The 19,182-nt window shown below is 43.0% G+C and carries 20 protein-coding genes; 10 read left to right on the forward strand and 10 right to left on the reverse strand.

Features of this window, described 5'->3' with window-relative positions; genetic code table 11:
• Nucleotides 1-7: 7 nt before the first annotated feature.
• The 6 genes from hscB to JZ784_RS04545 form a co-directional block, all read right to left on the reverse strand.
• Nucleotides 8-523, reverse strand: a complete 516-nt coding sequence (gene hscB, locus JZ784_RS04520) for a Fe-S protein assembly co-chaperone HscB (protein ID WP_005010236.1) — start codon at nucleotides 521-523, stop codon at nucleotides 8-10.
• Nucleotides 524-622: 99 nt separating this feature from the next.
• Nucleotides 623-943 (reverse strand): iron-sulfur cluster assembly protein IscA, encoded by a 321-nt coding sequence (gene iscA, locus JZ784_RS04525; RefSeq protein ID WP_130144787.1) that lies wholly within the window; start codon nucleotides 941-943, stop codon nucleotides 623-625.
• 39 nt (nucleotides 944-982) lie between these two features.
• Nucleotides 983-1,369: a Fe-S cluster assembly scaffold IscU gene (gene iscU / locus JZ784_RS04530; protein WP_005010233.1), complete on the reverse strand. Its 387-nt coding sequence runs from the start codon at nucleotides 1,367-1,369 to the stop codon at nucleotides 983-985.
• Nucleotides 1,370-1,473: 104 nt separating this feature from the next.
• Nucleotides 1,474-2,691, reverse strand: coding sequence for an IscS subfamily cysteine desulfurase (locus JZ784_RS04535; RefSeq protein WP_005010232.1), 1,218 nt, complete (start codon nucleotides 2,689-2,691; stop codon nucleotides 1,474-1,476).
• A 1-nt stretch (nucleotide 2,692) separates the two neighbouring features.
• Complete coding sequence (locus tag JZ784_RS04540) at nucleotides 2,693-3,166, reverse strand: Rrf2 family transcriptional regulator (protein WP_005010231.1); 474 nt, start codon at nucleotides 3,164-3,166, stop codon at nucleotides 2,693-2,695.
• Nucleotides 3,167-3,279: 113 nt separating this feature from the next.
• Entirely contained in the window at nucleotides 3,280-3,927 is a 648-nt protein-coding gene (locus JZ784_RS04545; RefSeq protein ID WP_005010230.1) for a hypothetical protein, read from the reverse strand.
• A 201-nt stretch (nucleotides 3,928-4,128) separates the two neighbouring features.
• On the opposite strand from JZ784_RS04545, the gene JZ784_RS04550 reads away from it, so the two are divergent.
• The 5 genes from JZ784_RS04550 to JZ784_RS04570 all read left to right on the forward strand — a co-directional run bounded on the left by JZ784_RS04550 (nucleotide 4,129) and on the right by JZ784_RS04570 (nucleotide 10,015).
• Nucleotides 4,129-4,602 (forward strand): phasin family protein, encoded by a 474-nt coding sequence (locus JZ784_RS04550; RefSeq protein WP_130144795.1) that lies wholly within the window; start codon nucleotides 4,129-4,131, stop codon nucleotides 4,600-4,602.
• Nucleotides 4,603-4,770: 168 nt separating this feature from the next.
• A complete protein-coding gene (locus JZ784_RS04555; RefSeq protein WP_005010225.1) occupies nucleotides 4,771-5,043 on the forward strand; it encodes an HU family DNA-binding protein in 273 nt (90 codons plus the stop codon).
• Between the two features lie 129 nt (nucleotides 5,044-5,172).
• Complete coding sequence (locus JZ784_RS04560; RefSeq protein WP_346313957.1) at nucleotides 5,173-7,038, forward strand: SurA N-terminal domain-containing protein; 1,866 nt, start codon at nucleotides 5,173-5,175, stop codon at nucleotides 7,036-7,038.
• 269 nt (nucleotides 7,039-7,307) lie between these two features.
• Entirely contained in the window at nucleotides 7,308-8,831 is a 1,524-nt protein-coding gene (locus JZ784_RS04565; RefSeq protein WP_346313958.1) for a hypothetical protein, read from the forward strand.
• Nucleotides 8,832-9,040: 209 nt separating this feature from the next.
• A complete protein-coding gene (locus JZ784_RS04570; RefSeq protein WP_346313959.1) occupies nucleotides 9,041-10,015 on the forward strand; it encodes an alpha/beta hydrolase in 975 nt (324 codons plus the stop codon).
• A gap of 107 nt (nucleotides 10,016-10,122) precedes the next feature.
• On the opposite strand, the gene JZ784_RS04575 is transcribed toward JZ784_RS04570, so the two are convergent.
• The gene (locus JZ784_RS04575; protein ID WP_346313960.1) at nucleotides 10,123-10,995 is read right to left on the reverse strand and encodes a DUF2797 domain-containing protein; all 873 of its coding nucleotides are present in this window, start codon (nucleotides 10,993-10,995) and stop codon (nucleotides 10,123-10,125) included.
• A gap of 32 nt (nucleotides 10,996-11,027) precedes the next feature.
• Between JZ784_RS04575 and JZ784_RS04580 the strand changes: the two genes are divergently transcribed.
• Both JZ784_RS04580 and JZ784_RS04585 read left to right on the forward strand, forming a co-directional pair.
• Nucleotides 11,028-11,498 (forward strand): DUF6231 family protein, encoded by a 471-nt coding sequence (locus tag JZ784_RS04580; protein WP_346313961.1) that lies wholly within the window; start codon nucleotides 11,028-11,030, stop codon nucleotides 11,496-11,498.
• Between the two features lie 105 nt (nucleotides 11,499-11,603).
• Nucleotides 11,604-12,215 carry a YidB family protein gene (locus JZ784_RS04585; RefSeq protein WP_346313962.1) on the forward strand — a complete coding sequence of 204 codons (612 nt, stop codon included), beginning with the start codon at nucleotides 11,604-11,606 and terminating at the stop codon, nucleotides 12,213-12,215.
• 101 nt (nucleotides 12,216-12,316) lie between these two features.
• On the opposite strand, the gene JZ784_RS04590 is transcribed toward JZ784_RS04585, so the two are convergent.
• The 3 genes from JZ784_RS04590 to JZ784_RS04600 are packed head-to-tail and all read right to left on the reverse strand — an operon-like array spanning nucleotide 12,317 to nucleotide 14,283.
• Nucleotides 12,317-12,934 (reverse strand): OB-fold-containig protein, encoded by a 618-nt coding sequence (locus tag JZ784_RS04590; protein ID WP_346313963.1) that lies wholly within the window; start codon nucleotides 12,932-12,934, stop codon nucleotides 12,317-12,319.
• An 18-nt stretch (nucleotides 12,935-12,952) separates the two neighbouring features.
• A complete protein-coding gene (locus JZ784_RS04595; protein ID WP_171065521.1) occupies nucleotides 12,953-13,264 on the reverse strand; it encodes a Rieske (2Fe-2S) protein in 312 nt (103 codons plus the stop codon).
• Nucleotides 13,265-13,278: 14 nt separating this feature from the next.
• A complete protein-coding gene (locus JZ784_RS04600; RefSeq protein WP_346313964.1) occupies nucleotides 13,279-14,283 on the reverse strand; it encodes an adenosine kinase in 1,005 nt (334 codons plus the stop codon).
• A 282-nt stretch (nucleotides 14,284-14,565) separates the two neighbouring features.
• Between JZ784_RS04600 and JZ784_RS04605 the strand changes: the two genes are divergently transcribed.
• From JZ784_RS04605 to JZ784_RS04615, 3 genes are all read left to right on the forward strand, one after another.
• Nucleotides 14,566-15,018: a GNAT family N-acetyltransferase gene (locus JZ784_RS04605; protein WP_346313965.1), complete on the forward strand. Its 453-nt coding sequence runs from the start codon at nucleotides 14,566-14,568 to the stop codon at nucleotides 15,016-15,018.
• A 165-nt stretch (nucleotides 15,019-15,183) separates the two neighbouring features.
• Nucleotides 15,184-15,969: a hypothetical protein gene (locus JZ784_RS04610; protein WP_346313966.1), complete on the forward strand. Its 786-nt coding sequence runs from the start codon at nucleotides 15,184-15,186 to the stop codon at nucleotides 15,967-15,969.
• A 264-nt stretch (nucleotides 15,970-16,233) separates the two neighbouring features.
• The gene (locus JZ784_RS04615) at nucleotides 16,234-19,173 is read left to right on the forward strand and encodes an insulinase family protein (RefSeq protein WP_346313967.1); all 2,940 of its coding nucleotides are present in this window, start codon (nucleotides 16,234-16,236) and stop codon (nucleotides 19,171-19,173) included.
• Nucleotides 19,174-19,182 lie beyond the last annotated feature (9 nt).

A 19,182-nucleotide genomic window follows, 5' to 3' on the forward strand; every position in this document is an offset into this window, starting at 1 on the left:
AGTAAAATTAAAAATCATCATCTAAATCAAAGCTGTCATCATCCAGAAAACGGTCTTCAGCTTTGTTGATGTCAGCCATGACTTTTACAAAGAATCGCAGTTTGCGAACTGTATCGCGCGCTTCCGCCCAATCCTCATCTGCATAATCAATTTTAAATTCGCGGACTAAACCGCTGATCCATTGTTCAACCTCAGTTTTTAATGAAATTAAATCATCGGCAGAGGCTGCATCATCCAGCTGTTCGCGAATTTCCAAAGCAGACTGCAAAAACTCAAAATCACTGATGGACTGATCCAGATGGTAATCTTGCTTTTTTAAGCTGAGCAAATATGCAGCGCGGCTGTCAACATTTGATAACGCTTTGAATGCCTGATTGATTTCGCTTGATTTAATCAAGGCTTGATCTTTATCTTCGGCTTTATCCGGGTGATATTGCTGCTGCAGCTGAAGAAAAGCATCTTTTAAAGCTGCCAAATCAATATCGAGTGCTGCAGGAAGGTTGAACAGCTCAAAATGATTCATGGGAGAAATGATCCGCGATTAAGGTGCAAAAGTATGCTTTAAATACAATTAAAACAGTGTATTTTACACTGTTTTAATGCAAAACAAGGCGAGTTGTGATTAAACAGTGAATGATTCACCGCAGCCGCATTCGCCTTTTTTATTAGGGTTGTTAAACTCGAAGCCTTCATTTAGACCATTTTTAACATAGTCCATTTCCATGCCTTCAAGATAAACTAAGCTTTTCGGGTCAACGAAGACTTTAACGCCAAACTGTTCAAATGTTTGGTCATGAGTGTCAATTTCATCGACGAACTCAAGCACATAGGCTAGGCCAGAACAGCCTGAAGTTTTCACGCCAACGCGAATACCTTCACCCTTACCGCGATTCTTTAAGTAATTGCTGATATGAGCTGCAGCATTTTCAGTTAAGTGGATCATGAAAACTCCGTAATACTTACTTCAAAAAACTTGAAACGATTAAGCTTTAGTTTTTTTGCTGCGGTAATCTTCAACAGCAGCTTTAATGGCATCTTCTGCAAGTACAGAACAGTGTACTTTGACAGGAGGAAGGGCAAGTTCAGTCGCAATATCAATATTTTTGATCGCTTGAGCTTCATCCAGTGTTTTGCCTTTCAGCCATTCTGTTACCAATGAGCTGGAAGCGATTGCCGAACCGCAGCCATAAGTTTTAAAGCGCGCTTCTTCAATTACGCCGTTGTCATCCACTTGGATTTGAAGGCGCATTACATCGCCACAAGCGGGTGCGCCGACCATACCTGTACCAACATTTTCTGCATTTTTGTCTAAAACACCAACATTACGAGGGTTTTCGTAATGGTCGATTACTTTTTCGCTATAAGCCATGATGCTTCTCCAAACCTCGGGGTCAGCCTAATATTAAATATGGGGGTGAAATTACAGTTTTCAATGAGATAGCTTTATCGTTAAAGCTATCTCAGCGGGATGAATTAGTGTTCAGCCCATTCAACAGTAGAAAGGTCGATACCATCTTTGTACATGTCCCAAAGCGGAGAAAGGTCACGCAATTTCTCAACAGCAGCTTTAGTAATCTCAAGAACGTGGTCGATATCTTCTTCAGTCGTGTATTTGCCAAAACTGAAGCGGATAGAACTGTGTGCAAGCTCATCAGTCAAGCCGAGCGCGCGGAGCACATAAGATGGCTCAAGTGTTGCAGATGTACATGCTGAACCGGAAGATACAGCGGCATCTTTCAAGGCCATCATCAATGATTCGCCTTCAACAAAGTTGAAGCTTACATTTAAATAGTTTGCAACATTGAGTGTTGGATGGCCATTGAGGAACACTTGTTCGAGGCCTTGCAGGCCATTCCAAAGCTTGTCACGCAATACACGAATGCGGGCTTGTTCAGATGCCAGGTTTTTACCTGCAAGTTCAAACGCTTCACCCATACCCACAATTTGGTGAGTTGCAAGTGTGCCTGAACGCATGCCACGCTCATGACCGCCGCCATGCATTTGCGCTTTAACGCGAACACGCGGAGAGCGGCGGACAAATAGAGCGCCAATGCCTTTAGGGCCATAAATTTTGTGTGCAGAGAAGCTCATCAGATCAACTTTCATTGTAGAGAGGTCAATCTCAACTTTACCTGCAGCTTGAGCCGCATCAACATGGAAGAAGATTTTTTTAGCGCGGGTAATTTCACCAATGGCAGCAACATCAGTGACGGTGCCGATTTCATTGTTTACCATCATCAGGGAAACAAGAATAGTGTCTGGGCGGATCGCCGCTTCAACCATTTCCGGTGTAATTAAGCCAGTTTTTTCCTGCGGCTCAATATATGTAATTTCAAAGCCTTCTTCTTCTAATTCACGGCAAGTATCTAAAATTGCTTTATGTTCAATTTTAGACGTAATGATGTGCTTGCCTTTTGACGCGTAAAACTGAGCTACACCTTTTAGTGCAAGGTTGTCAGATTCAGTTGCGCCCGAAGTCCATACGATTTCACGCGGATCAGCTTTAATTAAGTTTGCGACTTGTTCACGTGCATATTCTACTTTTTCTTCTGCCTGCCAGCCATAAGCGTGTGAACGCGATGCGGCATTGCCAAAAGTACCGTCAAACGTTAGGCACTCCATCATACGTTCTGCAACTTGAGGATCTACAGGAGTAGTTGCTGCATAATCAAGATAAATAGGACGCTTCATGTCAAATACCTGTAACCGATAGAAGGGCTGAATCAAATGCTGAAGAGTTTTGGCGGATGGCAACGGTTTGTACATTGTCACGCGCTACTAAGTCAGCAAGTGTGATTTTAGCGAGATAATCGGCAATATGATGGGAGAGTTCTTGCCATAAATCATGAGTTAAGCACATCGCGCCATTTTGGCAATTGCCTTTATGGTCACAGCGGGTGGCGTCAACTGTTTCATTTACAGCTTCAATAATTTCTAAAACAGTGATCTCTTCAGCGCTTCGTGCTAAATGGTAGCCGCCGTTTGCACCGCGGATACTGGAAACTAAGCCGTGGCGCTTTAATTTCGCAAATAGCTGCTCTAGATAGGCTACTGAAATTGTTTGACGTGTTGCAATTTCTGCAAGAGTAATCGTTTGTTCAGTAGGCTGCAAAGCTAGATCAAGTAGAGCAGTCACTGCGTAACGACCGCGAGTTGTTAAGCGCATGATTCAATACACGTGATTAGACTAGATGTGCTGATTCTAAGAATCCTGACTAAAATAGTCAAGTTTTTTTGAGATTGTTTATTAAATTTGCATTTTTTATAAAAAATTTATATTTATCTAAGCCATAAATTATACACTAATAACGCGATTAAAAGCATTGTAATAATTGTAAATATAACGTTTATCCGCTTTTGGCGGCGTTCAATACGCTTAATGCGGTTTTTGTATTGGATGACTTCAACTTGCAGTGTATTGATTCTAGAGCGCTGCTGGTCAATTTTTTCCAATAGCGGCGCAATGCGTTTTTTGGATGCAATTACATCCTGGTCATCTGCCGGTTCTGTCAGCCACTGTTTCCAGTCAGCGAGTACTTTAGGCAGGCTGAACAGTGACAGCAAATCACGGAATTCATCCTTTAAAACGGTATTGCCGTCAATGCGCATGCCTTTGATGCTGCGGCGGTTGCCGAAAATAAAGATTTTGATTAAATCCATTAATGTGGTGCGGACATCTAAATCGACCGCTTTTTCAGGCGCTTTATCATCAAATAGAATGCCATTTTCAGTAAATTGCACATAGAAGTCGAAATAAGGGATATAGCTGTTTATTTTAATGGCTATTTTTTCATCTACGAATTTTTTTGCCTGCAGCGCGACAACACGGTCATGTTTCAAGATAAACGTGAAAATTGTTTCTAAAACAATTAAGGTCATTGTGAGCAACAAATGCGGCTGATTTTGTCTTTGTTGCGTGTCACTCATAAAAATCCAATCCTTTCCTGAAATAAAAAAAACAAGCATCCTGCCTGTGGGTGATTTCAGGTTAAAACTAAAAACACTTGAATTAAATTGCTTTGTAGAACAGTTTTGCAAATCTATCAAGCCTTAAGTTTGCTATTATAGTGTTAATTTGCAGATTGACATATAAATTTGCACATGAAATCACTAGGAGCGGTGCTTTGTATGGATAAAACAAATACAACTGAGTCAGACACACCTGAGCAGAACCTTTCAGAAAAACATAATAAGGCGAAGTCCCGGCATCCGCATGACCGCAAATCCGTATTGGATTTTCGTAAATATACTAAACAAATTTGGCTTGCTGGATTAGGCGCTTTTTCACGTGCTGAAGAAGAAGGAAATAAGCTTTTTGATTCGCTGGTGAAAGTGGGTGAAGAGCTGGAATCGAAGAGCACAGATATCGCAGATCAGACTGTAGAAAAAGTGTCTGAAAAAGCAAAAGAATCCGTTATTGATACTAAAGATAAAGTTGAAAAAATTTTAGATAGCAGTGTAAACCACTCTTTAAACCGCTTGGGTTTGGTGGCAGCTAAAGATTTGCAGCATCTTGAGAAAATGATTTTGCAGCTTCACGCTAAAATTGACCGTTTGGCGGAAGAGCAGCGCAAAATTCAAGAGAAATTGGCTAAAAAATAGAGTTTTGTGAACAATTATTCATTTTTCAAGGTTTTTTTCGTCAAAATTTTGCAAAAAAAGAGGTTGAGGAGTATTGCGTTTCCCCCTAAAGCATTGCTATAAAGGCGCTAGGGCAAATTAAACAACTTCTGAACCTTAAATAAACGATATTAAGAGGACGTAATTTTCATGAATAAATCAGAATTAATTGATGCTATTGCAGAGAAAGGGGGATTATCTAAGGCTGACGCAGGTAAAGCTTTAGATGCAACGATCGCTTCTGTAACTGAGGCTCTTAAAGCTGGCGATACAGTAACTTTAGTTGGCTTCGGTACTTTCAGCGTTAAAGAACGCGCTGCTCGCACAGGACGCAACCCGCAAACTGGTGCAACTTTAGAAATCAAAGCAAGCAAAGTTCCAAGCTTTAAAGCTGGTAAAGGCTTGAAAGATTCTGTAGCTTAATATTATTGAGCTTCGAAACGCGCCATCATGGCGCGTTTTTTATTGATAAATATGATTTAGCGCTTTAACGCATTCATTCATTGCTGGTTTTCAGTTAAAATCCTTCGCAAATAAAATATTGGATTACTTATGGAATCTTTTCGTAAAGTCATTAAGGGCTGGCTGGGCAAGGCTTTGCTCATTTTGTTTTTAACCCCTTTAGCGCTTGTCGGTATAGAAGGATATTTTAGCAGCGGGTCAAAAGATGCCGTGAAGTCAGTCAACGGTGCTGAAGTCTCTAAAAAGGATTTAGAACAGCTGACGAACTCGCTAAAAGAGCAATATCTGACTTATGCGAATGGTGATGAAACTTTACTAAATCAGAATTTCATTAGTAATAAAGCTTTAGAAACTTTGATTGCGCGTCAGTTATTGCTTCAGCAAGCGGAGAAGCTAGGCATAAGCTTAAGCGATCAGCAGTTAGTGCAAATGATTCAGCAACAGCCGAGTTTTCAGCAAAATGGTCAATTTTCAGAAGAACTGTTTGCAAATTACTTAAAATCTATTGGTATGACAAACCGCGCGTTTATTGACAGCCTGCGTAAAGATCATGCTTTAAAAATGCTGACATCAACTTTTATGGATTATGCATTGGTCAGTAAAGGTGATATTGCGCAAATTGCGAACCTGCAAACTGAACAGCGTACCCTTCAATTGGCCAGTGTAAAATTGGACGATTACAAAAATGCGGTGAAAGTGACTGATGCGGAATTGAATGCATACTATAAAAAGCATGCTGCTCAGTTTAAGCAAGTTACCAGCGTGGATGCAGATTTTGTCGTCATTTCTCCTGCAAATATTAAAGGTGCGTCCAGCGAAGTAACGGATGCGGAACTGCAGCAGGCCTATAACGGCTTCGTGCAGAAACAGCAGCACTCAGCTCAGCCAGTTGTGAAGCATATTCTCATTGCTGTTGATGGCCGTACGGATGCTGAAGCGAAGAAATTGGCTGATGAAGCTGCTGCTAAAATCAAAGCAGGCGCTTCATTTGCAGCAGTTGCCGCGCAGTATTCAGAAGATCCGGCTTCCAAAGCAAATGGCGGTACAATCGCAGTTTATCAAAAAGGTGTTTTTGGCAATGCCTTTGATCAAGCGGTGGCTAGCTTAAAAGCGGGCCAAGTTTCTGCTCCTGTAAAGACAGATTATGGCTATCATTTGATTGAGACTGAAGCATCGGCTGTGCAAGTGCCTTCATTTGAATCAGAAAAAGTGCGTTTAACGCAAGAAGTGCTGAAAACTAAAAATGCCAACCTGTTCTCTGACACAGTGAACAGCTTGAATGACATGGTTGTAAGCAGTGATTCTTTAGATGTGGTTTCACAAGAAGTGAAGGGTGTTCAAGTTCAAACTGTGAAAGGCTTTACTTTATCAGCTTCACATCCTGTATTGAGCGATGCCAATGTTAAAGTGAAGCTGTTTAATGATGATGTTAAAAATGGCGAGCGCAACGTTTCGAGCAGCATTCTATTGGCAAACGGTGATGCAGTATGGGTGAAAGTCCGTAATTATCATCCCGCCGGCGTGCAGACTTTTGTTGAAGCGAAAGAAAAAGTGAAAGCTAAACTGATTGAGCAAAAAGCATTTGATGCGGCTAAAGCAAAAATTCAAAATGCGCTGAATGAGTTTAAAACTAAACCTGCAGCTGAAGTGAATAAATCAGGCATTAATTTTGTCAGTGCCGGCACGTTTACCCGTGCTGACGGTATGCTGAAACGTGATATTCAGCGCGCAGCATTCAGTCTTCCTGCACCTAAAGCGGGATACTGGTCAGTATCGACTGCGAAACTTCCAGATGAATTGGTGGTGGTTGCTGTAACCAACGTCAATAAAATGGATTCTGCCGCTTTACCTGAAGAACAGTTGAATGAATTGACTAAACTGTATCAGCAGCTGCGCGGTCAGCAAGAATTTGATGATTACACGCGTTATTTAAAAGCGCATGCAAAAATCAAATAATTATTCTGTAAATAAAAAAAACCAGCCTTTGTGCTGGTTTTTTATGTTTATTTTTTATGCAGATGCACACTTGGCGGCAGAGTTGTGAATTGGTGCAATTTTATAATGAAAATAACATTGGCCTGATTTGCTCAGATCATTTAAATTTTGATTTGGGTGCTTTTAATTATTTAATATCATATAAATAACAAAATCGAGGCGTTATGAAACAGCATAGTGGATTAGATCATTTTTTTAAAAATTCTTCATGGCAAAACAATCATCAATATATGCATGCTCATCGGCATGATCAAAATGCGGCCGCGCCATCAGTACCGAATGTCACTGAATTTTCTTCGGTATTGGCTGGTACGGCAGATGCGAAAAGCTGGGTGGTTATTAGCGTAGGCCAAGCGCAATATCGAGTTAAAGCGGATGCGCAAGGCAATTGGAGCATAGATAATCCAATTCAGGATGGGGGATCAGCGGCTATTTATTCTGTTAATCAGTTTGGTGTCCGTTCAGAAGATATTCAGATTGCTCAATTGCCAGCGTTAATTTCGCCTCCTAACATGCCTGAAATTATAGAAAGTGAGGAGTATTTGTCTGGAACAGCTGATCCCGGAAATACGGTAATCGTGACGCATAATGGGCAGGAATATACAGCCATTGCAGATGAAAATGGCCATTGGAGCATGCTGAATCCGCTGGTTTCTGCGGGTTCAATGACGATCACAGCGGTCAATGCAGCAGGCACGCGTTCTGATGATCTTGTTATAGCCAAAATATCTACGGTTCAAACACCGGTCATTATAGAAAATGATGAAGTATTGTCAGGAACTGGTGAGCCGAACTCGATTATTGTCATTAAGGCAAATGATGCGGACTATCGTACGCTGGTTGATGATTTGGGCAATTGGAGTATTGAAAATCCAATAGCGAACGGCGGCACAGCTGAAATATATGCAATGAATCAATATGGCAGTACATCTGTAATTATTGCAATTGCGAAAATAGCGGAATTGCCGATCCAGCCAAGTTTTCCATCTGTAACGGAAAGCGGTGCTGTGTTGGCAGGCACTGCGGATCCGCATGCGATCATCATTATTCAGGCGAATGATATAGAGTATCGGGTGATTGCAGATGATTTGGGCAATTGGAGTATTGATAATCCAATAGCAAATGGCGGGGTATTGTCTATGATCGCGCAAGATCAATTTGGCCGGCAGTCGCCTGAAATCTTGCTGGCGGAGCCTTTTGCGCCGGTATTGCCTGAAACGCCTCAGTATGCAATTGCTGCGCCTATTGTTTTGGTTAATGGAGATATGCTGGAAGGAAAGTCTGCACCGAACTTGAAAATTGTGATCAAGGCCTATGATCAGCAATTTGAAACACATGCTAATGCAGGTGGATACTGGAAAATAGAAAATCCAATCAAAAATGGCGGCTTTGCAAGCATCTATGCAGAAGATCGTTTTGGTGTTCATTCAGTAGAAATTTCTATTGCTAAAATTGCGGTAATGCCGCTTGCGCCAGAAAATGATTTATCTGATGTGCTGACGGCCTATGCCGATGTACAAACCGAAACAGGCCATCAAGATCAAGGGGCAAATCTGCAAGCATCGATAGATGTTGATTCCTTGCTTCGCGCTGATCCGGTGAGTGAGGCGCAAAGTGTATGGCTGGAGCCAAATGCTGTTTTGGAGCTTGATGCGGTTTTGCCTCAGCAAGAGGTTCAGAATTTATCCGTCAGCTTCGAATATCGCGCGATTGAATTGAATGCAGTGCAGCCGGCAGCTCACTGGGTGGCTTGATTGACTTGATTTTGCATCATGCAACGACTAACCAGCCCGAGGGCTGGTTTTTTATGGCAAAAATTGACTGTGTTTTTTGAGTTTATAACGTTTAGGCAAATGCAGCATAATGCTATTCAAGCTAGAGTAGCAGGCTGAATGAGATCAAAATTTAATCATCATAAAGCAGCTTGATTAAACCCATCAAAAGCAAATAAGGATAATAAGAAATGGACAATTCTTTAATAAGTGCTGTAAAGCGCGCTAGCATCATTAAACTGATATTGGCACTGTTTATCTTGCTTCCATTGGCACCGATTTATGCTGCTGAAATTAATTTTCAGAGTATTTTGCAGCAGGAACGCGCATGGGCAGGTTTAAGCACCAAAAAAGTTAAATCTGAAGAGATTGAATGGGTATACAGCGAGGGTGGAAATCCATCAAATCCAACCATTTTGCTGCTTCATGGCCTCTCAGGTACCCGTGACAACTGGAACCGTGTAGCGCGGTATTTAACGCCAAATTATCATGTGATTATTCCTGACTTGCCTGCGCATGGTGAAACCCGAGTGCCTGATGATTTTGATTTGTCCGTTGCCAATCTGGCAGAAAAGCTGCGGCGTTTTGCTGATGCGGCCAAGATAGACCCTCATTTGCATATTGCCGGCCATTCAATGGGCGGCGCTGTCGCAATGCTGTATAGCGCGCAGTATCCTTTAGAGGTGAAGTCTTTAATGCTGGCAGATGCAGCAGGGGTATTTAAAACGGCCAATACGGTGTATTTAAAAGATCCTGAGCAGTTAAGGCAGCTGCTGGTTAAGCAGCCGGGTGATTTTGACAGGCTGATGCGGATTGCTATGCAAGCGCCGCCGTTTATCCCGCTTGAACTTAAAAATGCACAGGAAAAGCTGATGCTTGCGCAGTCTAAAAACACAGAGAAAATGGTGCTGAAATTGGTTGAAATGTCAAAACTGTATACGCCGGATTCTTTTGCTTTAATGGCGAAGTCTATTGATGCGCCAACGATGATTGTTTGGGGGAAGCAGGACCAGGTGATTAACGCAGAAGCGGCTTCAGAGTTAAAAGCGCTATTAAAAAATGCAGAGCAGCCCATCCTGCTTGACGGTATTGGCCATATGCCCATTCTGGAAGCGGAGCAATTGATGGTTCAGCCATACTTGAGTTTTTTAAAGAAAGTGCGTTAACCGGAGGTGTGTGAGCTGGAAGTGCAGTCTCTGCCATGTTTAAAAAAATACGGGAGCCGTATGAGCAGCCCCCGTATTTTTATGTTCAATGATGATTAATGGCGGGGTTATTCAGTACGGATTTTAATTTCGTAGCCCGTGTATTTGCGAATATTAATGACACCGGTATCTAAAATTAAATACTGACCTTTGATGCCTTGCAGCTTGCCGCGGATCACAGGAGTTTTATCCAAATTGTGAGACTTTACTTTTTCCGGATATTGATTTACAGGATAAATAAATTCGCGCGGCAATTCATCATCCAGCAGCTCTACGGTTTCGTTGAATTCCAGATTTTGGCTGAATTCGTCCCGGATGGTTTGAATTTTAGGCGCAAACTCTTCAACCAGCTGCTCACGGATTTCCAGCAGGTTAATCGGTTCGGCTTCGCCCTTAAGCAATTTTCGCCAGTCAGTTTTATCGGCCACTTGAGTGCCAAACATGATTTCCAGTTGCCCGGACAGGCGGCGTGAACCGACTTTCATAATCGGCAGGGCTTGAGTTGCGCCCTGATCCAGCCAGCGGGTCGGCATTTGGCCGATACGGGTAATGCCGACTTTCAATGCGCTGGAATTGGCTAAGTAGACGATATGCGGCTGGAAGCAGACTTCATGCGCAAAATCATCTTCACGGCAGGTGCCTAAGTGATAATGGCAGGTTTCCGGCTTCATAATGCACATATCGCAAGCCGCTTTGGTCTTAAAGCATTTGAAGCAATGGCCTTGTGAATAGGATTTTGGTGTTTTGCTGCCGCAGGACACGCAGTAGATATTGCCCGTCCATTCAATTTCAATCTCTTGACCTAAACTGAATGGAAGCTCAGTTTCTGAGCGGTCTAAAATAAATTTGTATTCTACATTTGCCTTGTGAGTCTGTTGATCAGTTACACTAAGGTCTGTGAGACCTGCACGCATTTTATGGCAAATGCCTTGTAGTTCCATGAAATACTCTCTTCAATAATAAGGATGCAGTTATGGCTGGGCAAAATGTCATCACTTCAATGCTAGACGATTTATCAAATGAACAGCCAATTTCAACTGCATTATGTATTGGACAAAACCTTGAACAATACGGCAATAATCAATCAATTCAATGGCAATATTTTAGCGTATCTGAGTTTTTAAATCTGCTTTTTAGTCAGCGTTATGATTTGGGGTTTGTATTGTTTGATACGCCTGAAATGGCGGATATTTCCAAACAGGATAAATCTCGGCTGCTGGTGAAACTGCGTGATTTGATGGCGAAACGCATTGTTGTCGTCAGCAAATTGCACGATGAGCAGCTGTTGCGGGCGCTGGGCTTTACGCAGCTGATTGATAAAACCGCACATGACAGCGATTTTGCATTGTGGCAGTTCAATATTTTAACCTATAAGCATGTACCGGACTGGTTTAACTCGAAATTTTGGGCAAACCCAGAGAACTGGAATAAATTCCGCTGGTGATCAGATTTATTGAGGCGATAGCAGATGCAAAATTTAACAATCTGACTGCGGCGAGATTAAATTTTCTACGTATGCTGTTTATTGGGCTCAATTCGGAAGATAACAATGACAAATCTCAGCAATATTGTGGAAATTTTAGCGCAGCAGGCGCTGGGCAATGCTGATCAGAAAAACCAGCAAGGCGGTTTAGGGGGAATGCTAGGCTCTGTACTTGGGCAATTCGGCAATAATGCGTCATCAGCCAATGCGCAAGGCGGTCTGGGCGGAATTCTGGGTTCTGTATTGGGGCAGCTGGGCGGTACAGGTCAGCAGTCACAGAATACTTCTGCAGGCGGTGCAAATGCATCCTCTCTATTCATTGCTGTTCTGCCGCTGGTTCTTGCCTGGATTCAAAAGCAGGGCGGTTTGCAAGGGGCTTTGGATACACTGCGCGGACAGGGTTTCAGCAGTCAGGTGGATGACTGGGTGTCAACCGCTCCCGGCGATAATGCCGCGGTGCAGCCTCAGCAGCTGCAGCGCCTATTTGATGATGCTGAAATTGCAAAAATAGCGCAGGAAACACAGGCGCCTAAGCAGGATATTTACAACGCGATTTCATCGGTATTGCCGCAGATCATTGATTCCCTGACGCCGCAAGGCGAACAAACCAGCAAGACAGAAGCCAATGCGGACATTCAGCAAGTGATGTCGCTGGTTTCTGGGTTCCTGAAGCGTTAATTTATCTGGAGATGGTCAATTAAGAAGCTGGGTGGCGGGCATTTGCGAATTATTGCAGATTGAATTCGGCTTAGCTTTTTGATGTTTTGTGGCTATAAAGCTTATGTGTCTAAATCTAGATTAAATAAACGGTTGGAAGGACAAATCCGTTTAGCGATGTAATGCGATTTTTTGGGGCGGATCAGGATAACCTGAGACTGGAATTCCAATTCGCCAAATTCAGGCTCGACTTGAACATAATGCAGCTGTCCGTATTCATCACGGACCCGCGCTTGAGCTGAAAAACCGGGACGCGCATTGCCGCTGGATATTGTGGCTAGACGCCCAAGCAAATTCACCTGCTGCTTAATGCGTTTGGTTGGAATCACCTGATCTAAGCAATGAATCATGAATACGGTAAAGAAAATTGCAATGATGAGTGCTGGAAGCATTAAATAATAGGCAGGGAAAAAAGTCATTTCGCGCGCATAAATGCAAAATTGCAAAAAATAGCCCGCAAAGCTGAAATTCATCAATAGAAAAAAGATAATCAGTGTTTTTGAAAATTTGACGTTCAGCAGGGGTAAATCATCCAAATGCTTGGGTGAAAGTTTTTTGAACAGGGTTGTAGGGCGCAGATTTATATAGTAGCCGATAGTTTCTGCCATGCCGAGCAATACAACAGCAATGAGACTTAAATGAAAAGGCATTAAGTTGTAGTTTGTAAGAAACTCAGGCATAGCAGTATCCTGCAAATTTTATTCGTCTAAAAGATAGATTCCGCCATCAGAATGCACGTTAATCTCTACTTTTTCAAGTGATTGCCCTTGGCATGGGCCAGAAATGCATTCGCCGGTTTCAACCAAAAATAAAGCGCCATGCGTAGAGCACTCGATGTATTCCTGATCGCGGTCTAAAAATTGATTTTCTAAAAATTCCAGCTCGACTTGCAAATGCGGGCACAAATTTTGATAGGCAAAAAAAGAACCGTCACGCTGAGTCACAAAAATGGTATCGCCATTTGGCGTCTCATAAGAGCGCGCTTCGCGCTCAGGCACATCTTCAGTCATGCAAATTTTATGCATTATGCACATTCCTTTAGAAAATTTTGCAGTAAAAGCGCGTATTCATGATTGGCTAAACGCGGGCCAAACTTTGACACTACTTCACTTGAAATTAAAATCGCAAGCTCCGCTGCAGTTTTATAGCCTAAACCTGCATTCAGCGCATATAAAAATGCGCCTGCAAAGGCATCGCCAGCGCCATTGGCATCAACAGCGGTAACTTTGCGGCCCGGCACCATAAACGTTTGCTCATTATTATGAATCAAAGCACCTTTCGCGCTTTGTGTAATGACAATGTGCTTGCTCAGTAATTTTAATTTTGCTAAAGCGGCTTCAACGGTATCTGTTTCTGTATACATCATGGCTTCATGTTCATTGCAGAACAGTAAATCTACACCATCGTCCAGAAGTTCATCTAAGCCTTGGCGCGCGTATTGAACCATTGCAGGATCTGACAGTGTTAAAGCAATTTGCACGCCATTGGCTTTGGCTATCTTGCGCGCTTCTTTAACTGCTGCCCGGGCAGAATCGCTTGTTGACAGGTAGCCTTCGATATAAAGCCATTTTGCAGAATTAAGCGGACTGAAATCAATTTGGCTGTCAGAAAGTTCTGCTGTGATGCCTAAAAAGGTATGCATGGTGCGTTCAGAATCCTGACTGACCAAAACCATGCACGTTCCGGTAACGCCGTCACTGATCGACTGAGTTGCGGTTTGGATGCCGGCATCATTTAAGCCATCAAGATAGATTTTGCCTAAGTCATCATTGCCGACACGGCATGCATAGAATGCTGAACCGCCTAATGCGCTGAATGCAACTGTAGTATTGGCTGCTGAACCGCCAGAAGCTTGACCTTTATATACTTGACTGGCTTGCAGGCTGCTGTAAAGCGCGGCTTGAGTTTCACCGTCAGTCAGCTGCATTGTGCCTTTCTGCAAATTCTGCTGAGTAAGAAAATCATCAGAAACTTTAAATTCCTGGTCAATTAATGCATTGCCAATTGCAAAAAGATCAACGGTCGCCATGTCTTTCAGTCACATCAAAAAATGAAAGCACTAAGTTTACACGAATGCTCAGGATTGCTGTAGTTTGTTGAATAAAATTCATGATCTGCCGCGGGCGCCGTTTATTTAGACAGATCTGGCGGATTTAGGCTTTTTTTGGCATTATTCTTACATTTGTATCTCTTTGCTATTGAACATCGGCCATTTTTTTATTTACATAGGCCACTACGGTTCTTTTGCAGTTTCGCTTTTGAAACTGCTGAAAAAAGATAAATTGAGTATTAGATTAAAAAGCGTGGGTATATGGAAATAAGTATTCGTCAGGCCGAACAATTGCCAAAGCAGATCGAAAATTTAGCTGCATTGGCAAATCAAGAAGGCTATGCATTTATTCAGCGTTTAATCGAAGAGTTTCAAAGCGGTAAAAACCGTTTTGATCAAAAAGGCGAGAGTTTGCTGCTTGCATTTGATGGTGACACATTGGTCGGATGCGGCGGTTTAAATCAGCAATGGGGCGATGCGGGAGTTGAAGAACGGATTGGGCGCGTCCGCCGTTTTTATGTGCATCCGCAATACCGTCAGCATGGTGTGGGGAAAAAACTGCTTTTAGAATTGGAAAAATTAGCAAAGCCTTATTATTCTGCGCTTTGCTTAAATACAGATCAAAAGGGTGCGGCGCATTTCTATCAAAAGCATAATTATGTCTTTGTTGAAAGCCATCCAAATTATAATTATTTTAAATATCTAATCGGCTGAGCGGGCTGCTGCACTGGCCTGTCTATTAAGAAGCGCTGCAGATACTATAGGCAGCGCTTCTATTTTTAAAACAATAAATTCTGTACCGCAAATTTTCTTATTTTTAATCTGTATTTAAGCTGGCATGCAAACAATAGAGTGAAGTTTCCTTGTTTGGGGTCGCATATGATCACTGCAGCTGCGCCTGATGATAGTTCACGCCAAATGCTGGCCAAAGTGCCGCAAATTACAGCGCTTTTCTGGATCACTAAAATTTTCGCAACGACCTTTGGTGAAACCGCAGGTGATGCATTATCGATGTCGCTGAATTTGGGTTATTTGCTCAGCACCTTTATTTTTGCCGGCATTTTTATTTTAGCTGTCTATTTGCAAATTAAGTCAAAAGTCTTTCATCCATTTTTGTATTGGTTTGCCATTATTGCAAGCACGACAGTCGGGACAACACTTGCAGACTATGTAGACCGTTCGCTCGGAATAGGCTATGTCGGCGGCAGTACAATTCTATTGTCTTTAGTTTGTTTGTCATTATGGGTTTGGCATAAGGTTGAAGGCACAATTACTCCGCATGTTGTTCATCAGCCGCGGACTGAACTGTTTTACTGGCTGACAATTACCTTTTCGCAAACTTTGGGTACAGCGCTGGGAGACTGGTCAGCCGATACAGCCGGTTTAGGCTATACAGGTGGTATAGTGCTGTTTAGCGGATTAATTGCACTGATCTTTTTACTCTATAAATTTACCTCTGTTTCACGTGTGCTGCTGTTTTGGGCCGCCTTTGTGCTGACCCGTCCATTAGGCGCGGTGGTTGGGGATTTTCTGGATAAGCCGATCAGTTCCGGCGGTTTGGATTTAAGCCGTTTTACCGCGTCTGCTGTGCTTTTGGCTGCAATTTCACTCTGTGTTTATTGGTCACAGCGCATGGATGCAAAAGGCGGCAGGCCTCTTTCTTAATGCGCTTTGATTTCTGCTGATTGGATAAGGACTAAGCTGGTGTTTTGAGTGAAGTGCGATGCTGAATGATCAATGCTTTGGCTATGCCAAGAAAAAATGGAGCAGGTTCGGGCTGCCGCTTCATTTTTTGTATTGAAGCAGACAGATGAAATGTAGAGTTTTAAAGGTGACTAAATAACTCGGAAAATTGTCTTTGATTGAATCCTCATCTGGTTTTTAAGGTATACTCAAACGTCTTAAAAATGCATTAGATTAGGAGATCACATGACTGTAGATGTCACTGAAACCATTTCACAAACTGTTCATCCCGCGTTTCAGTTGGTACGTCAACACCATGTTGAAGCCTTAGACATTGCCGTGTCTGAATATAAGCATAAAGTGACAGGCGCGGTGCATTACCACTTGGCGTCAAAGCATGATGAAAATGTATTTTTGGTGGCTTTCCGCACGCAGCCGATGGACTCCAAAGGTGAAGCGCATATTTTAGAACACACAGCTTTATGCGGCTCTGAAAAGTTCCCGGTGCGCGACCCGTTTTTCCTGATGATCCGCCGTTCATTGAATACGTTCATGAACGCGTTTACAGCAGCGGATTGGACAGCGTATCCCTTTGCGACACAGAATAAAAAAGATTTCCAGAACTTGCTTGAAGTGTATATGGATGCCGCTTTTTCCGCGAACTTAAATCCGCTGGATTTTGCGCAGGAAGGCATCCGCATTGAACTTGAGAATGGCGAGCCGGTCTATAAGGGCGTAGTTTTCAATGAAATGAAAGGCGCGATGAGCTCGCCATCCGATCAGCTGTATCATCAATTGGCGCATCATTTATTTCCGGAAACCACCTACCATTATAATTCCGGCGGTGATCCCAAAGACATTCCTGACTTGACTTACGAGGAGCTGGTAAATTTCTATAAGTCGCATTATCACCCAAGCAATGCCGTATTTATGACTTTTGGCAATGAGCCCGCTTATAAGCTGCAAGAGCAGTTTGAAACTTTGGCACTGTCTAAATTCAAGCAGGGTGAAACGCTGTATTCAAAACCTGAGCGCCGCTTGACGCAGCCTGTTGCGGTTACAGAAACGTATGCAGTTGATGCGGAAGATTTGAAAGATAAAACGTATCACATCATTTCTTGGCTTTTGCCTGAGTCCAGCGATATCAAGCTTCGTTTAGGCATGCGTTTGGTGGAAGGCGTACTGCTGGAAGATTCGGCATCGCCATTGCGCCATTACTTAGAAACTTGCGGTTATGCGCAATCTACAGGCCCGATTATGGGCGTAGATGATTCTAATTTTGAAATGACTTTCTTCTGCGGCGTGCAAGGTTCCAACCCTGAATATGCAGAAGAATTTAAAAATGGCGTGTTTAAAATTTTAGAAGATGTTTCATCCAAGCCGGTAGACAGCGCTTTAGTGGACGCAATTCTGCATCAAATTGAATTGCATCAGCGCGAAATCAACGGTGACGGCATGCCGTACGGTTTAAGTCTGATTTTAAATGGTTTGGGCAGTGCGATTCATCATTCAGATCCTATACATGTCTGGGATGTGGATAGCGCGATGGAGCAGGTAAAAGAAGAATTAAAAGACCCGATGTGGCTGTCAAATTTAATCAAAACACATTTGATTGATAATCCGCACCGCGTACAAATGACCTTAATTCCAGATGCGCAAAAGTCTGCAAAAGAAGCCGAAGCTGAAAAAGCCCGCCTTGCTGAAATTGGCGCAAAACTGACAGAGCAAGAAAAAGCGGAAATCATTGCACAGACCGAAGCGCTGAATATCCGCCAAGATACGCCAGATGATTTAAACCTGTTGCCTAAAGTCGGTTTGGAAGATGTGCCTGCGGAAATGCAAATTGTACAAGGCCAGCTGCGTGAAATTATTTCCAATAATATGGATATGCCGCTGAATCTGTACCATGCAGGCACCAACGGCATTTACTATCAGCAGGTGCTGATTCAAATTCCAAATGACATTGTGAAATCTCCGTATTTTAACTTGTTGTCGATTTTGCTGGGTGAAGTCGGGGCTGGACAGTATGGATATCTTGAGCTGCAGCAATTGCAGACCGCTGTCAGCGGCGGTTTAGGCATGGGCGCATCACTGCGTTCAAAAGTCGATGATAAAAACCAAATCAGCGCTTGGATGACCTTAACCACTAAATCGTTGGTGAATAGTTTAGAAGCGGTTAAGCTGCTGAAGCTGGCTTTTGAACAGCTGCGTTTTGACGAAAAAGACCGTATTATCGAGCTGCTGCAGCAGAGAAAAACACGCTGGCAGTCACGTGTTTCAGGCGCAGGCCACAGCTATGCGATGCAAATTGCCAGCCGCAACCACAGCGCTTTAGCGTTGCGTGATTATGACAATACAGGGCTTGGCGCTTTAAATTGGCTAAGTGATTTAACCGTTAAAATTGAAAATGACGAAGCGGCTTACAATGCATTGATTGATGAGCTGAAACTGATTCATAACCGCTTGCTGAAAGCGCCGAAACAGTTCCTAGTGGTCTGTGAAGAGCATCAGTCTGAGCGCTTGGTCGAAGAAGTTCAAACGGTCTGGGATAATGTTTCAATTGATCATATAGAGCGTGAATTAACCCAAGTTCAGCCCGAACATAGCGAAAAAGATGAAGCGTGGCTGATTCAAGCCAATGTTCAATTCTGCGCTTCGGCTTATCCTGCTGTGGAAGTGTCTCATCCTGATGCTGCGCCATTAATGGTTTTGGCTGCGTATCTGCGCAACGGCTTTTTGCATAGCGCGATCCGTGAAAAAGGCGGCGCATATGGCGGCGGTGCAAGCTATGACGGCAATGCCTGTTCATTCCGCTTTTACAGCTACCGTGATCCGCGTTTAGCAGAAACATTTAAAGATTTTGAAGCGAGTGTGCAGTGGCTGTTTAATGCAGAACAGCTGGATCATCAGCTTGAAGAGGCGATTTTAGGCTTAATTGCCGGCATGGACAAACCGGGTTCACCGGCAGGCGAAGCAATTACGGCATGTTATTCTTTGCTACATAAGCGTACGCCGTCTTTCCGTAAAGTGCTGCGTGAGCGTCTGCTGAAAGTAAGTCTGGATGATTTAAAACGCGTCGCCAAAACGTATTTGCTGGATCAAAAACCAGTGAAAGCCGTCGTTGCTCCAGTGGTTAAGCGAGAAGCTTTAATTGAATTAGGCTTTGATATTAAGCAAGTAAATTAATAGGCGTCG

Origin of the sequence: Acinetobacter sp. CWB-B33, assembly GCF_039655955.1 — a bacterium.
Lineage (GTDB): Bacteria > Pseudomonadota > Gammaproteobacteria > Pseudomonadales > Moraxellaceae > Acinetobacter > Acinetobacter bouvetii.

What these genes read in the sequence shown, in the direction of transcription:
- JZ784_RS04615 (WP_346313967.1), top strand. Translation starts at nt 16,234, where the DNA reads ATGACTGTAGATGTCACTGAAACCATTTCACAAACTGTTCATCCCGCG.
- JZ784_RS04595 (WP_171065521.1), bottom strand. Translation starts at nt 13,264, where the DNA reads ATGACTGAAGATGTGCCTGAGCGCGAAGCGCGCTCTTATGAGACGCCA.
- JZ784_RS04540 (WP_005010231.1), bottom strand. Translation starts at nt 3,166, where the DNA reads ATGCGCTTAACAACTCGCGGTCGTTACGCAGTGACTGCTCTACTTGAT.
- JZ784_RS04605 (WP_346313965.1), top strand. Translation starts at nt 14,566, where the DNA reads ATGGAAATAAGTATTCGTCAGGCCGAACAATTGCCAAAGCAGATCGAA.
- hscB (WP_005010236.1), bottom strand. Translation starts at nt 523, where the DNA reads ATGAATCATTTTGAGCTGTTCAACCTTCCTGCAGCACTCGATATTGAT.
- iscU (WP_005010233.1), bottom strand. Translation starts at nt 1,369, where the DNA reads ATGGCTTATAGCGAAAAAGTAATCGACCATTACGAAAACCCTCGTAAT.
- JZ784_RS04600 (WP_346313964.1), bottom strand. Translation starts at nt 14,283, where the DNA reads ATGGCGACCGTTGATCTTTTTGCAATTGGCAATGCATTAATTGACCAG.
- JZ784_RS04585 (WP_346313962.1), top strand. Translation starts at nt 11,604, where the DNA reads ATGACAAATCTCAGCAATATTGTGGAAATTTTAGCGCAGCAGGCGCTG.
- JZ784_RS04570 (WP_346313959.1), top strand. Translation starts at nt 9,041, where the DNA reads ATGGACAATTCTTTAATAAGTGCTGTAAAGCGCGCTAGCATCATTAAA.
- JZ784_RS04545 (WP_005010230.1), bottom strand. Translation starts at nt 3,927, where the DNA reads ATGAGTGACACGCAACAAAGACAAAATCAGCCGCATTTGTTGCTCACA.
- JZ784_RS04565 (WP_346313958.1), top strand. Translation starts at nt 7,308, where the DNA reads ATGCATGCTCATCGGCATGATCAAAATGCGGCCGCGCCATCAGTACCG.
- JZ784_RS04535 (WP_005010232.1), bottom strand. Translation starts at nt 2,691, where the DNA reads ATGAAGCGTCCTATTTATCTTGATTATGCAGCAACTACTCCTGTAGAT.
- JZ784_RS04560 (WP_346313957.1), top strand. Translation starts at nt 5,173, where the DNA reads ATGGAATCTTTTCGTAAAGTCATTAAGGGCTGGCTGGGCAAGGCTTTG.
- JZ784_RS04590 (WP_346313963.1), bottom strand. Translation starts at nt 12,934, where the DNA reads ATGCCTGAGTTTCTTACAAACTACAACTTAATGCCTTTTCATTTAAGT.
- JZ784_RS04575 (WP_346313960.1), bottom strand. Translation starts at nt 10,995, where the DNA reads ATGGAACTACAAGGCATTTGCCATAAAATGCGTGCAGGTCTCACAGAC.
- JZ784_RS04550 (WP_130144795.1), top strand. Translation starts at nt 4,129, where the DNA reads ATGGATAAAACAAATACAACTGAGTCAGACACACCTGAGCAGAACCTT.
- iscA (WP_130144787.1), bottom strand. Translation starts at nt 943, where the DNA reads ATGATCCACTTAACTGAAAATGCTGCAGCTCATATCAGCAATTACTTA.
- JZ784_RS04610 (WP_346313966.1), top strand. Translation starts at nt 15,184, where the DNA reads ATGATCACTGCAGCTGCGCCTGATGATAGTTCACGCCAAATGCTGGCC.
- JZ784_RS04555 (WP_005010225.1), top strand. Translation starts at nt 4,771, where the DNA reads ATGAATAAATCAGAATTAATTGATGCTATTGCAGAGAAAGGGGGATTA.
- JZ784_RS04580 (WP_346313961.1), top strand. Translation starts at nt 11,028, where the DNA reads ATGGCTGGGCAAAATGTCATCACTTCAATGCTAGACGATTTATCAAAT.